Genomic DNA, 13,106 nt, shown 5'->3' on the forward strand with positions numbered 1-13,106 from the left:
ATTAATAGCTTTTGCCATAGCACCAAGCTCATCATTTGTTTTAACATCTATCATAGCAGAATCTTTAGTTTTATGATTGATGAAGTCAAAGAAAGAGTTGAGGCCAGAAGTAATTATTGCAATAGGTTTTAAATTTCTAATAATAGCAAATCTTACTAGAAGTAAAGCTATTATTATAGCTATAATAGCAATTATAATTTGTTGAAATAACAATCTATTTACTGCGTCAGTATATACAGATTCTTCTGTGATAGAACAGATTATATATTTAGGGTTTAAGCTTTGTGTACATGTTGCGACTTGAGTTTTACCTGTGCCATCTTTAGCATAAAATAAGGTTTCTTCTTTACTTGGATCAACTAAATCAGGATTAGCTTTTACAGCATTTGCTATATTAATACTTAAATCGTTTTTAGTAAGCATTCTTTCTTTGTCTTCATGGAAGGTTATAACACCTTCTCTATCATAAACTGCAACATAAGAACTATTAGAGTGTCCTAGTGATAAAACATCGGTTGAAAACCTTGAAAGGTCATAATCTCCTGCTGCAACACCTATAAATTTGCCATCTGAATAAATTGGTGCGGCATATGTTACAGTTACTTGACCGCTAGAAGCAGAGACATAAGGGTCGGTAACGATTAGTTTACCAGCAGCTTTTGCTTCTTTATACCAAGGTCTATTTTTAGTATCATATCCACTTGTGATATCGCTAATAACTTTGTTAGATCTGTAAGTTTTACCAGTGTCTTCAAATCCAATGTAAACAAGCTCAAAATCTGATGATTGTTTTAAGGTGCCTAAAATATCTATAATTTCGTCTTGATGCATATTTGGCTTGGAAGAGATCGAGTGTCCAAGAGAGTTTATTGCTGCTCTTTTTGAACTACCATAAAGTTCATATACCTTTGCAACATCTAGCATTGTTTTCATCTGTATTTCATACAGATAATCATTGATTGTTTTTTTAGATTCATAGTAGTTTATAACATTAACTACGGTTAAAATTGCTATAATTAACAAACAGGTTATAAATGTTAATTTACTTGATAAGCTTTTAAAGCTGAACATAAATACCTCCATTGCAATATTTTAAATTGATTAAATCAAATCCAGTTTTATAACATATTGATTATAAAAATATTATTAATTTTAATAAGTTTATTTGTTTATTGTAATTTTTTAAATTATTTTAAATTATTTTTTATATATCTTTAAGCTTTAATAGATATAATTTCAATTTTACATGCGGGAATAGCTCAGGGGTAGAGCACAACCTTGCCAAGGTTGGGGTCGCGAGTTCGAATCTCGTTTCCCGCTCCATTATCACCCGCCCGGGTGGTGGAATTGGTAGACACAAGGGACTTAAAATCCCTCGGAATTTTTCTTCCGTGCCGGTTCAAGTCCGGCCTCGGGCACCACTTTTTGGTAACTCAAGGCGACATAGCCAAGCGGTAAGGCATGGGCCTGCAAAGCCTTGATCTCCGGTTCGAATCCGGATGTCGCCTCCAATGCGATGTTAACACTTGATATTTTATTCTTTCGGGAGATGGCTGAGTGGTCGAAAGCGGCGGTCTTGAAAACCGTTGAGGGTCACACCTCCAGGGGTTCGAATCCCTTTCTCCCGGCCACTTTAACATAATTTTTCATATTTTTGTTTTCACATTTAAAAGATATTTCTTAATTTCTCTAAGAAATTAAGAAAATTATTCTAAGTCTAAAACCCCGCCTTTGCTAGCATTGCTTACAAGTTTTTGATACATTTTAAGCCATCTTGAATTTATTTGTTTATTTGGCATTTTAAAGTTTGCTTTGCGTTTGGTGATTTCATCTTGGTTTAAATTTGCATTGATACTGTAATTATCCACATCAATTTCTATCTCATCACCATCTTCCAAAAGCGCTATAAGCCCACCTTCTGCAGCTTCAGGAGAAATGTGACCTATACTAAGCCCTCTTGTAGCTCCGCTAAAACGACCATCTGTTATAAGTGCTACTTTAGCACCAAGTCCCATGCCTGTGAGCAATGAAGTTGGACTAAGCATTTCTTGCATGCCAGGTCCACCTTTTGGTCCTTCATAGCGTATCACACACACATTGCCTTCTTTAACTTTACCTTTTATAATTCCTTTAATGGCTTCTTCTTGAGAATTAAAACAAACCGCTTTACCTTTGAATTTACGCTCACCCATAATACCTGCAGTTTTTATCACACAGCCTTGCTCTGCTAAATTTCCAAAAAGTATTGCAAGTCCACCTACATTCGAATAGGCATTGTCTATTTTTCTTATAATATTTTCATCTTTAATGCTAGCATTCTCAATGCGCTCTTTTAAAGTTTTTCCGCTAATATCTAGAGTATCAAGTTCTAAAATATGGCCTGGTTTTTTAGCTATTTCAGCCATTACTGCACTTACTCCACCTGCTTTGTGTATATCTTCCATATAAACAGTATTTAAAGATGGAGCAATTTTGGCTATATGAGCCACATTAGCACTGATGTGATTGAGTTCTTTTATATCCAAATTTACACCCGCTTCATAAGCAATGGCAAGCATATGTAAGATAGTATTTGAGCTTCCACCCATAGCCATATCAACAACTAAAGCATTATTAATGGACTTTTTAGTAATGATATTGCGAATTTTAAAACGCTCATCTAGGGCAATCTCGCAAATTCTACGCGCAGCCTTTCTTAAAAGCTCTTCTCTTTCTTTGCTAAGTGCTAAAATAGTTCCATTTCCTTCAAGCGCTATGCCCATAGCTTCACATAAAGTATTCATAGAATTTGCAGTAAACATACCCGAGCAAGATCCACCGCTAGGACAAGCTTTGCATTCTATATCTTTTAAATCATCTTCATTGATTTTTTTAGCCTCATAAGCTCCCACTGCTTCAAAAACAGAACTTAGACTGATTTTTTCTCCGTGTTTATTTACCCCTGCTCGCATAGGCCCACCGCTCACAAAAATAGTCGGCACATTAACTCTTAAAGCCCCCATGAGCATACCTGGAGTGATTTTATCACAATTTGGGATACAAATTAGTGCATCAAGTTGGTGTGCATTCATCACTGTTTCAATAGAGTTTGCAATGATTTCACGACTTGGCAAAGAATAAAGCATACCATCATGCCCCATAGCAATGCCATCATCTACACCTATAGTATTAAATTCAAAAGGAATGCAACCATTTTTGCGGATTTCATCTTTGATGATCTTTGCATATTCATTTAAGAAAAAATGTCCTGGGATGATATCTATATAGCTATTTGCAACACCTATAAAAGGTTTGTCAAAATCCTCATCATTTAAGCCACATGCCCTAAGTAAAGAACGATTTGGTGCTTTTAAATGTCCTTTTTTGATTGCGTCACTTCTCATTTGTATCCTTTTTTAAAGTAAAAACTATCATTTTATGCTTTTATTTTGCAATTTTTGCTTAAATTTTTTAAACTTAAATGGTATTTTAAAGAAAATTATTTAAAATGTGCAATTATTTTGATTTAAGGAATGTAATGCTTTTGACTAATCCGGTATTTATAGGCGTTGTATTAATGACGCTTTTGTGTTTTTTTAGGTTTAATGTTTTGCTTAGTGTTTTGCTTTCTGGGCTTTTTGTGGGCGTTTGGTCTAAATTTATGCATATAGAACATTTAACTTTGATGGAGTTTTTTACTCAACTTCCACAAGCTATGATGGATTCTATGAAAGTTTTAATTGACGGTATGCAAGGAAATTTACAAACAGCACTAAGTTATATTTTACTTGGAGCGGTGGCTGCTGCTATATCAAAAACTAATTTAACAGCATATTTGATTAAAATAGTTTCGCATTATATTTCACATAAAAAATACTTACTTATACTTTCTTTGGCATTTATTGCTTGTTTTTCACAAAATTTAATCCCTATCCACGTGGCTTTTGTGCCTTTATTGATCCCGCCTTTGTTAAAACTTTTTAATAAGTTAAAAATAGATCGTAGAGCCATAGCTTGTGCGCTAACCTTTGGACTTACCACACCTTATATGGTGGTACCTTTAGGTTTTGGGCTTATTTTTCAAACTTTGCTTGTGGATAATTTAAATTCAAATGGAGTGCAAATTAGCTTAGGAGAAGTTTCTCAAACTATGGCTTTTGCGGCTATTTGTATGCTAGTTGGTCTGTTTTTAGCTGTATTTGTATTTTATGCTAAGCCAAGAGAATATCAAGAAGAGCAAATTGCTAAAATGGATTTTGAAAATTTAAAAATGAGTAAAAAAGAATGGGGCGTTTTAGCTGGTCTTTTGCTGACTTTGATTTTGCAAATTTTAACGCATAATTTACCTTTATCAGGGCTTTTAGGTTTTGTATTGATGGTGGTTTTAGGTGGAGTAGAGTATAACAAAGTTAATTTAGTTTTTGATGATGGGCTTAAAATCATGGGTTATATAGCCTTTGTAATGCTTGTTGCTTCAGGATATGGAGAGGTTTTAAAACAAAGTGGGGGTATAGCTGAGCTTGTAAAAACAAGCGTGCCTTTTATGGCACAAAGTCACTTTTTAGCTATTTTTATCATGTTAGCCATAGGTCTTTTAATCACCATAGGCATAGGTAGTTCTTTTGGTACTATTCCTATCATCGCTGCTTTATTTTGCCCTATATGTATAGAGCTTGGTTTTTCACCTGCTGCGATTATTTTTATCATCGGTGTTGCTGGAGCTTTAGGCGATGCAGGATCGCCTGCTAGTGAGACGACTTTGGGAGTGAGTGTAGGGCTTAATGCAGATAAGCAAGGTGATCACATCAAAGATACTTGTATACCAACATTTTTATGTTTTAATGGCTCTTTACTTATCTTAGGTAGTGTTATAGCATTTTGTTTGCTTTAATACATTAGCAAAATTCCGCTTGAGAGTCTGCTTGAAGATTTATTATACTCAATAAGACTCTCACCATATCCGTTAAAATACTGAGTGTAAATATACAAGCCATTGTTAGAGATTTTATAAGCTCCGCTTATTTCCACTGCACCGCGATTATTAGCAAAATTTAAATTATTACGCCATAAGATATTGATAAAATAATCATCTTGAGTATAAGCAAGATTGATATCAAAATTACCCAAATATTTTTCTATATCGGGATTATCATCCTCTGAGCTTTTTTCAGGAATTCTTAGCCAAACCCTAGGTATAAACACAAAGTCCCCAAAAAACCATGCATTGCTTAGATAAATTCTATTCCAAGATCTTGATTTTGGATCATCTTGCCCGTTTGATTCGTGTAATAAACCAACGCGTATATTTTTTAAATTTTCAAAAGCTCCATGCCCACTTATAGGAAAATTGATGAAAAATTCAGGCAAATAATTAGTCTCCCTAAAAGGTGATGAATGCTCATAAAGTTGCCACCACGAAATTTGTGTATAAGCTATGTTATAGCTTTCGTTTAAACCCAAAAGATTTTCAAAAAGAGTTTTTTTAAGACTTACTTGAAATTTAGTTTCAGTGCTTTTATAATCTTTTTTGCTAAAACTATAAGAAACAGGCATAAAATAACTAAGATTATGCGTGCTAATACCAAAAGGATTATATGATTTTTCTGTGCCAAGGTAATTTGCTAAAGCTTCGCTTCTTGGGTTAAAATCATCTATTTTATGTTCTTTTGTTGCATTTTGCTCATTGTTAAGAGAAAGTTCTAAATTTTTTGTTTTTACTGTATCTTTTAAAGCTAAGCTTTTATAAATTTGCATAGCCTTTTTATACTCACCTTGTCTTTCATATTCTAAGGCTTGATTGATTAAATCTTCATTTGCTAAAGCGCTAAAAGCGCATAGTATGGGTAGAATTGTCTTTTTCATGAAGCCACTTTTTGTATTCGTTAAAATAATTTAAATTTGTAAACTCATTTTCATTTTTAAAATCTATAAATTCTGCTTTCATTGTATCACAAAAAAGAGCTAGTTTGTGGTTATTTTCTTGTAAAAATTGCAAAGTTTTTTCAAAATTTCTACCATGATAAAATCCACATAAATAATGCTTGTGTTTTTTTGTGCTTGCTAAGAGTATATTTTGTGATTTTAGATGATGAAAAAGTTTGAAAATACTTTCTTTGCTTATGTTTGGAGTATCCACGCTAAGGATAAATACATAGGTGTTTTGAAAATGTTTGAGTATGGAATTTAAGGCAACGAGTGGGGAGTAGTTGTTTAAATCCTCATCTAAAATAAGTGCTAAGTTTTTTTGATGAAATTTATCTTTTTTAGCGCTAATAAAAACTTGATTAAAAATTCTTGACATTTTTTCATATTGATAAAGAGTTAAGTTTTTATCATCTACTTGTAATAAGCTTTTATCTTCTCCCATGCGTGAAGACTTTCCGCCACATAAAATCACGCAAGGATAGGGAATTTTTTCACTCATAAAAACCTCATAAATTCATCAAAATATTTTATAATACATTTATGAAATATACAGATTTAATACAAATAAAAGATTATTTTAAACAATTTCAAAGGCTAAATTATCTCAAACGTCTTGATGATAATATCTTAGAACTTAGCTTAGATCATCAAGCTTTTATACTAGATTTAACACGCGGAAAAAGTGGAATTTACCAAGATAAGCTCCAAGCAAAAGTCTATAACGCACCTTTTGATTTTATGTTAAAAAAATACTTCTCTAATGCAAAGATTTTAAATTTAGAAGTATTAGAAAATAATAGAATTTTATCTTTTGAAGTTTTATCAGAAAAATCTTACAAAGCTTATGGGGCTAAGATTTATTTTGAATTTACAGGAAAAAACACTAATGTAATCATCACAGACACTAATGATATTATCATAGAAGCTTTGCGTCATATAGATAAAAGTTATCGTATTGTAAAAATAGGCGAAAAACTCCAAGCTTTAAAAGCTTATGAGATTAAAGAAGAATTTGTAAAGATTGATGATTTTAATGTGTATTTTAAAGAAAGTGCTAAAAAGTTACAACAAGATCGCTTAAAAGATATAAAAGAAAATAAACTTTTAAATGTAGATAAAAAAATCTTTACTCTTAAAGAGAGTATAGAAAATTTAGAGCAAGAAAGTAATTTATTAAAAAAAGCTCAAGAATTAAGCCAAAAAGCAGATGTTTTATTTGCTAATTTAAATTCTTTAAAAGATTATCAAAGAGAATTTATTTTGCAAGATTTTAATGCAAATGAACTTGCTTTTAAACTCGAAGATACACCTAAAAACAGTGCAAATGAATTTTACAAAATGGCTAAAAAGCTAAAACAAAAGGCTAAAAATATCAATATAGAAAGAGAAATTTTAAGTGAAAAACTTGATTTTTTAATCAATTTAAAAGATTTAATCACCAAAAGCACTTCTTTGCGAGAATTAGAAGTTTTAATGCCTAAAAAAAGTAAAAAAACCAAAAAAGAAGAGTTAAACGCAGGGGTTAGTAGCTTTTATTTTGATGAGTTTAAAATCAGTGTAGGACGCAATGAAAAAGCTAATGAGTATTTATTAAAAATAGCTAAAAAAGATGATATTTGGTTGCATGTGAAAGATTATCCTAGTGCACATGTGATCATTACTTCAAATAAATTAAAAATAAGTCAATTAGTGCTAGAATTTGCCGCAAAGCTTTGTGTGGAATTTTCCAAGCTAAGTTCTGGAACTTATTTGGTCGATTATACGAGTAAGAATTTTGTTAAAGTTAGAGAGAAGGCTTTTGTAAATTATACAAATTATAAGACTATAAGCATTTTAAAGGAGTGAATATGCCTATAAGTCCCATAGGTGGTGTTAATTATGCTAACCAAAATGCACCAGTGCATTCAGCACAAGTGAGCAATGAACTAGCAAAAGACTCTTTTGCGACTTTGGTAAATATGAGTGAGTTTCAAGCAAAGGAAAAGGCGGTTGAAAAACTTGAAAAAGTTAATCAAACTCACGAAGTAAGTGATGAGGTAAAAGAAAGACAAGAGGAAGAAAAGAAGCATTCTAAACATCATCAAGAACAAGAGCAAGAAGATGAAGATGAACAAGAAGAGCAAGAAGTAGTCAAAAAAAGCTCTCATTTGCTTGATTTAAGTATATAGAAAGGATAAAAATGTTTTCAAAGACAAGAATTCTTAGTGCTATTGTGATGATAGCTGTAATAGCTGTTGTTGCTTTAGTAGATAATTTTTTGATTAATTTTGCTATTTTTGGTGTTTTATTGTTTTTGGCATTTAATGAAGCAAAAGCTATGTTTAAAAGCAAACACGCAAGTGCTTTTATGGCTTTGTGTATTTTTGCAATAGGTGCATTTTTAGATAAACCTTTCTTTATAGGCCTTATGGCTTTGATTTTGATTTTAGGATATTTAGTTTATAAAAAAAGTGAAAATTTAAATGAGCTTATGCCTTATATATATCCTACTTTACCTATTTTAATGTTTTATCAAGTATTAAGCTATGAGGGTATGTTTGTATTGTTTTGGCTTATAGTGATTGTTGTTGCTTGTGATAGTGGGGCGTATTTTATAGGAAAGCTCATTGGTGAGAGAGCTTTTTCTCCAACAAGTCCAAATAAAACTCTAGAAGGTGTAGTAGGTGGCATAGTTTGTGCAGGGATTTTAGGAACTATTATAGGCTCTTTTGAATTTAGCTTAGTAAAAAGTATTTATATATCTTTAATCGTAGCTATTTTTGCTGTGATAGGGGATTTGCTTGAGAGTTATTTTAAAAGACAAGCAGGCATTAAAGATAGCGGTAATTTAATCCCAGGACATGGGGGAGTTTTAGATAGAATTGATGCTGTTATCATTGCAGCATTTGCAATGGCAACTTTAGTATGATTGTACTTGGAAGCACGGGAAGTATAGGGGTTAATACTCTTTTTATTGCTAAAGAAAAAAACATAAGCATAGAAGCTTTATCTTGTGGTAAAAATATCAAGCTTTTAAATGAGCAAATAGCTCTTTTTAAGCCTAAATTTGTATGTATCCAAGATGAAAAAGATAAAACCTTAGTTGATCATGATAAGATCTTTTGTGCTCAAGAGGGCTTAAAAGCGATGATAGCTGAGTGTAAAAGCTCTTTAGTGGTAAATGCTATAGTAGGTTTTGCGGGGTTAAACTCAAGTCTTATGGCGCAAAAACTTGGTAAAACTTTAGCCCTAGCAAATAAAGAAAGCCTAGTAGTAGCAGGGAAATTTTTTGACACTTCTAAGGTTAAAGCTATAGATAGCGAACACGCAGCACTAAAGTGTTTGATAGATAAAAGAAAAAACATTAAAAAGCTTTTCATCACAGCAAGCGGCGGGGCCTTTTATAATTATAAAATCAAAGATTTAAAAAATGTCAGCGTAAAAGAAGCTCTTAAGCACCCCAACTGGAGTATGGGAGCTAAGATCACCATAGATAGTGCTAGTATGTGCAATAAGCTTTTTGAAATCATCGAAGCTTATCATCTTTATGGCATTAAACAAATAGATGCCTTGATAGAAAGAAAATCTTTAGTACATGCTTTGTGCGAGTTTAAAGACGGTGGTATAAGTGCGTATTTTTCTCATGCAAATATGTGTTTATCTATAGCTCAAGCGATTTTAGATGAGCATGATCAAAGCTTTATAGAAAATTTAGATTTGTTAGCTATGCCAAGTTTAAAATTTGAAAAAATTAGTTTAAAAAAATATCCTATATTTTCACTCAAAGATGAACTTTTGAAAGAGCCTGACTTGGGCGTGATTATAAATAGTGCAAATGAGTATATGGTGTATCAATTTTTAGCTCATAAAGCGCAGTTTTTAGATATCGCTAAAGGAATTTTTAAAGCATTAGATCATTTTGGTGTGCCAAAGATTAACCAAATTGAAGATGTTTTTGAGTACGATAAGCAAGTAAGGCTTTATTTAGATAAGGAAATGAAGTGAGATATTTTTTAAGTGTTTTGATTTTTATAAATGCGGTTTTTGCTTTAGATTTTAGTGTGAAAGAAAATGGAAAAAGCTTAGATGATAATAACACAGTTTTAATCCTTGGAGGCATACAAGGAGATGAGCCAGGTGGGTTTCATGCGGCTAGCTTGCTTTTGAGTGATTATAATATCACTAAAGGTAAAATCATCGTTGCGCCAAATTTGGCTTTTGAAAGTATTATTGCTAGAAATAGGGGAAATTTTGGAGATTTAAATAGAAAATTTGCCCATATAGATGAAAGCGATCCTGATTTTCACACCATAGAGCGTATAAAAAAGCTTATTTTAGATCCTGAAGTTAATATGGTCATAAATTTACACGATGGAAGTGGTTTTTATAGACCACAATATGAAAGCAAAGATAAAAATCCAAACCGCTGGGGCAATACTAGCATTATCGATCAAAGCGAGGTAAATTCTACTAAATATGCAGACTTAGAAAACATAGCTAAAGAAGCGGTGGAAAATATCAATAAAGCCTTAGTAAAAGAAGAACATCAATATCATTTAAAAAACACCAAAACCCAAGAAAGTAATGACAAAGATATGTTAAAGGCTTTAACTTATTTTGTAGTGTCAAATCACAAAGCAGCCTTTGCTAATGAAGCGAGCAAAAATTTACCAACACATTTAAGAGTGTATTATCATCTTTTGGCGGTGGAGTATTATCTAAAAAAGGCAAATATAGAATTTCAAAGAACTTTTGAGCTAACTCCAAATGGGGTTTATAGAGCCATTGAAAAGCCTTTGGAGGTAAGACTTTTTAATGATAAAATTTTACTTTATCTTGACAAACCTACTAATGCTATAAATTTCTTGCCTTTCCCTGTTAATCAAGCTTTAAATTATGAAGCAAGCAATGAAATTACAGCAGTGATTTCAAACGCTAGTTCATACTCAGTCAATTACGGAAATCGCTTGCAAACTAGACTATACCCTGAATACTTTGAGTTTTCAAATGCGCTAGATAGTGTTGAGATGATAGTAGATGGAAAAAACATACAAACAAATTTTGCTCAAAAAATCATGGTAAAAAATAGCTTTAAAATTCCTTCTATTGTAGGTGTAAGGGTTAATGTCATAGGTTTTGATAGGGGCAATGATGAAAGTGGTATAGAAATTAGCAAAAATCAAATGCAAAGTCGTTATTCTTTAGATAAAAAAAGAAAAATTTATAGAGTGGAATTTTATGAGTTAAAAAATGCAAATTTAGCAGATCAAGCCTTGGAAAAAAAGACAAATTTTAAAGAAATCAAAAAAGCAAACATACCTGCAAAAGCTATAGAAAAAGCAGAGCAAAAGGACAAATTTATTGGTATGATTTTAGTGGAATTTCAATGAAAAGCTTAATCCTTGCCATAGAAAGCTCATGCGATGATAGTTCTATTGCTATCATAGATAAAAACAGCTTTGAATGTATTTTTCATACAAAGATTTCTCAAGAAAATGCTCATAGTGTTTATGGTGGGGTGGTGCCTGAGCTTGCAGCAAGATTGCACAGTGAAGCCTTACCTAAAATCTTAGAAAAATGCCAAAAATACTTTGATAAGCTTTGTGCCATAGCAGTTACAAATGAGCCTGGTCTTAGTGTGAGTTTGATAGGTGGGGTTGCTATGGCTAAAATGCTTGCTGTTAGTTTAAATTTACCACTTATAGCGATTAATCATCTAAAAGGACATATCTACTCTATGTTTTTAGATAAAAAAGCTAGTTTTGATATGGGCGTGTTGCTTGTAAGTGGTGGGCATACTATGGTACTTTTTATCGATAAGCAAGGTAAAATCACAGAACTAGCAAGAACAAATGATGATAGCTTTGGAGAAAGTTTTGATAAAGTAGCTAAGATGATGGGACTTGGTTATCCTGGCGGGGCTATCATAGAAAATTTAGCTAAAAATGCAAAAGAAAGTGATTTAGAATTTAGCATACCTTTACTTCATTCTAAAGACTTAGCTTATAGTTTTTCAGGACTTAAAAACCAAGTGCGTTTGGAAATTTTAAAAGAAGAGCTAAGCTTAGAGCGTAAAAGCAAAATAGCCTTTGCATTTCAAAAAGCAGCCATAGCGCATATTTTAAACAAGTTAGAAAAAATTTTTAAAGAGTATAAATTTAAACGTTTTGGCATAGTAGGTGGAGCTAGTGCAAATTTAAACCTAAGAAGTCAAATAGAGCATTTATGCCAAAGCTATCAATGTGAACTTTTGCTAGCTCCGCTTGAGTATTGTTCAGATAATGCTTTGATGATAGCAAGGGCAGCTTGTGAGGCTTATGAGCGTAAAGAATTTGTAAGTATTGAAGATGATCTTATAAGCCCTAAGGTGAAAAATTTACAAGGTGTATTATGAAAAAGGCTTTTACTATTATAGAACTTGTGTTTGTGGTGATTATACTTGGGGTTTTAGCTGCGGTTGCTTTGCCAAAATTTAGCGCAAGTAAAGATGAAGCAAGTACAGCTCAAGCTTTAGGAAATTTAAAAACTTTTATCAATGATGTAAGTTCTTATGTGTTAAAAAATGAAAGTCTTTCAAGTATAGCTTTGATGAGTAATGTAGCAAATATAAAAAATGAAGATTTATCAAATTTGCAAAATTCCACCAAAGAACTTGATTTTAGTGTGGGAAATGACGAGCAGTGTTTTAAGGTGCTTTTTGTAGATAAAGAAAGCGTTTTGCTTTTAGCGCTTATGGTAGATAATGCTCAAAAAAGCAAAGTCCAAAATATAGCAGATTTAAAAAATCAAGCTTTGAAAGATCCTAAAAATCAAAGTATAAAAACTCAACTAGATGAAGCTTTAAATGCTTTTAGTCAAAGTGAATTTGCAAGCACTTCAAAGTCTAAGGCTTGCCAAAGTTTAATCCACTCTAAAACTTTTAAAGATTTAGCTACTAGGGTGTATTTTTTAAGTGGTGGTTAAAAATACACCCCACCACTTAAATATAACTTCATTCTATGATCATCATCGTATTTATACTGATGAACAGCTCTTGCTGCATCAAGTTTTATATAATACTCATTAGTTTTATTATAAAGTACTTGTAAGCCTACTGCATCTAAAAAATGCTCATCTGCTAATCTACCCCCATCTTTTTCATACCAAGCATAACCTATATCATAAAAAGGAGTAAAATAAAAATTAGTATTTGGTATATTTATTCTTATACCAAAGTTAGCTAC

Annotated in this window: 12 protein-coding genes, 4 tRNA genes and 1 pseudogene; 12 read left to right on the top strand and 5 right to left on the bottom strand. The window is 32.1% G+C overall.

Features of this window, described 5'->3' with window-relative positions; genetic code table 11:
• Positions 1-1,071 (bottom strand): cache domain-containing protein (locus tag L8U98_RS07825; RefSeq protein ID WP_263725459.1); only part of this gene is annotated, 1,071 nt, incomplete at its 3' end.
• A 177-nt stretch (positions 1,072-1,248) separates the two neighbouring features.
• On the opposite strand from L8U98_RS07825, the gene L8U98_RS07830 reads away from it, so the two are divergent.
• The 4 genes from L8U98_RS07830 to L8U98_RS07845 all read left to right on the top strand — a co-directional run bounded on the left by L8U98_RS07830 (position 1,249) and on the right by L8U98_RS07845 (position 1,631).
• Positions 1,249-1,323 (top strand) — tRNA-Gly (locus L8U98_RS07830).
• 9 nt (positions 1,324-1,332) lie between these two features.
• A tRNA-Leu gene (locus tag L8U98_RS07835) sits at positions 1,333-1,421 on the top strand.
• Positions 1,422-1,437: 16 nt separating this feature from the next.
• Positions 1,438-1,511 (top strand) — tRNA-Cys (locus L8U98_RS07840).
• 32 nt (positions 1,512-1,543) lie between these two features.
• Positions 1,544-1,631, top strand: a tRNA-Ser gene (locus L8U98_RS07845).
• Positions 1,632-1,706: 75 nt separating this feature from the next.
• Here the strand turns inward: L8U98_RS07845 and ilvD are convergent.
• Entirely contained in the window at positions 1,707-3,383 is a 1,677-nt protein-coding gene (gene ilvD / locus L8U98_RS07850) for a dihydroxy-acid dehydratase (protein ID WP_263725460.1), read from the bottom strand.
• A gap of 134 nt (positions 3,384-3,517) precedes the next feature.
• On the opposite strand from ilvD, the gene L8U98_RS07855 reads away from it, so the two are divergent.
• On the top strand, positions 3,518-4,870 hold the full coding sequence (locus L8U98_RS07855; RefSeq protein ID WP_412175033.1) for a Na+/H+ antiporter NhaC family protein: 1,353 nt from the start codon (positions 3,518-3,520) through the stop codon (positions 4,868-4,870).
• Here the strand turns inward: L8U98_RS07855 and L8U98_RS07860 are convergent.
• A complete protein-coding gene (locus L8U98_RS07860) occupies positions 4,867-5,841 on the bottom strand; it encodes a phospholipase A (protein ID WP_263725462.1) in 975 nt (324 codons plus the stop codon). The genes L8U98_RS07855 and L8U98_RS07860 overlap by 4 nt on opposite strands.
• Positions 5,804-6,403, bottom strand: a complete 600-nt coding sequence (locus tag L8U98_RS07865) for an NTP transferase domain-containing protein (protein ID WP_263707380.1) — start codon at positions 6,401-6,403, stop codon at positions 5,804-5,806. Before L8U98_RS07865 ends, L8U98_RS07860 begins: the two co-directional genes overlap by 38 nt.
• A gap of 41 nt (positions 6,404-6,444) precedes the next feature.
• On the opposite strand from L8U98_RS07865, the gene L8U98_RS07870 reads away from it, so the two are divergent.
• The 7 genes from L8U98_RS07870 to L8U98_RS07900 are packed head-to-tail and all read left to right on the top strand — an operon-like array spanning position 6,445 to position 12,846.
• Positions 6,445-7,749: an NFACT RNA binding domain-containing protein gene (locus tag L8U98_RS07870; protein ID WP_263725464.1), complete on the top strand. Its 1,305-nt coding sequence runs from the start codon at positions 6,445-6,447 to the stop codon at positions 7,747-7,749.
• A gap of 2 nt (positions 7,750-7,751) precedes the next feature.
• On the top strand, positions 7,752-8,072 hold the full coding sequence (locus tag L8U98_RS07875) for a hypothetical protein (RefSeq protein ID WP_039629205.1): 321 nt from the start codon (positions 7,752-7,754) through the stop codon (positions 8,070-8,072).
• A gap of 11 nt (positions 8,073-8,083) precedes the next feature.
• Positions 8,084-8,812, top strand: a complete 729-nt coding sequence (locus L8U98_RS07880) for a phosphatidate cytidylyltransferase (protein ID WP_263664320.1) — start codon at positions 8,084-8,086, stop codon at positions 8,810-8,812.
• Positions 8,809-9,888 carry a 1-deoxy-D-xylulose-5-phosphate reductoisomerase gene (dxr, locus tag L8U98_RS07885; protein ID WP_263725465.1) on the top strand — a complete coding sequence of 360 codons (1,080 nt, stop codon included), beginning with the start codon at positions 8,809-8,811 and terminating at the stop codon, positions 9,886-9,888. The genes L8U98_RS07880 and dxr overlap by 4 nt, the downstream gene beginning before the upstream one ends.
• A complete protein-coding gene (locus L8U98_RS07890) occupies positions 9,885-11,273 on the top strand; it encodes a M99 family carboxypeptidase catalytic domain-containing protein (RefSeq protein WP_263725466.1) in 1,389 nt (462 codons plus the stop codon). Before dxr ends, L8U98_RS07890 begins: the two co-directional genes overlap by 4 nt.
• Positions 11,270-12,277 carry a tRNA (adenosine(37)-N6)-threonylcarbamoyltransferase complex transferase subunit TsaD gene (gene tsaD / locus L8U98_RS07895; protein WP_263725467.1) on the top strand — a complete coding sequence of 336 codons (1,008 nt, stop codon included), beginning with the start codon at positions 11,270-11,272 and terminating at the stop codon, positions 12,275-12,277. The genes L8U98_RS07890 and tsaD overlap by 4 nt, the downstream gene beginning before the upstream one ends.
• On the top strand, positions 12,274-12,846 hold the full coding sequence (locus tag L8U98_RS07900; RefSeq protein WP_318529469.1) for a prepilin-type N-terminal cleavage/methylation domain-containing protein: 573 nt from the start codon (positions 12,274-12,276) through the stop codon (positions 12,844-12,846). Before tsaD ends, L8U98_RS07900 begins: the two co-directional genes overlap by 4 nt.
• Here the strand turns inward: L8U98_RS07900 and L8U98_RS07905 are convergent.
• Positions 12,843-13,106, bottom strand: a pseudogene (locus L8U98_RS07905) (ShlB/FhaC/HecB family hemolysin secretion/activation protein); the annotation flags it as partial. The gene L8U98_RS07900 and the pseudogene L8U98_RS07905 overlap by 4 nt on opposite strands.

The organism is Campylobacter sp. RKI_CA19_01128 (assembly GCF_025771175.1).
GTDB lineage: Bacteria > Campylobacterota > Campylobacteria > Campylobacterales > Campylobacteraceae > Campylobacter_D.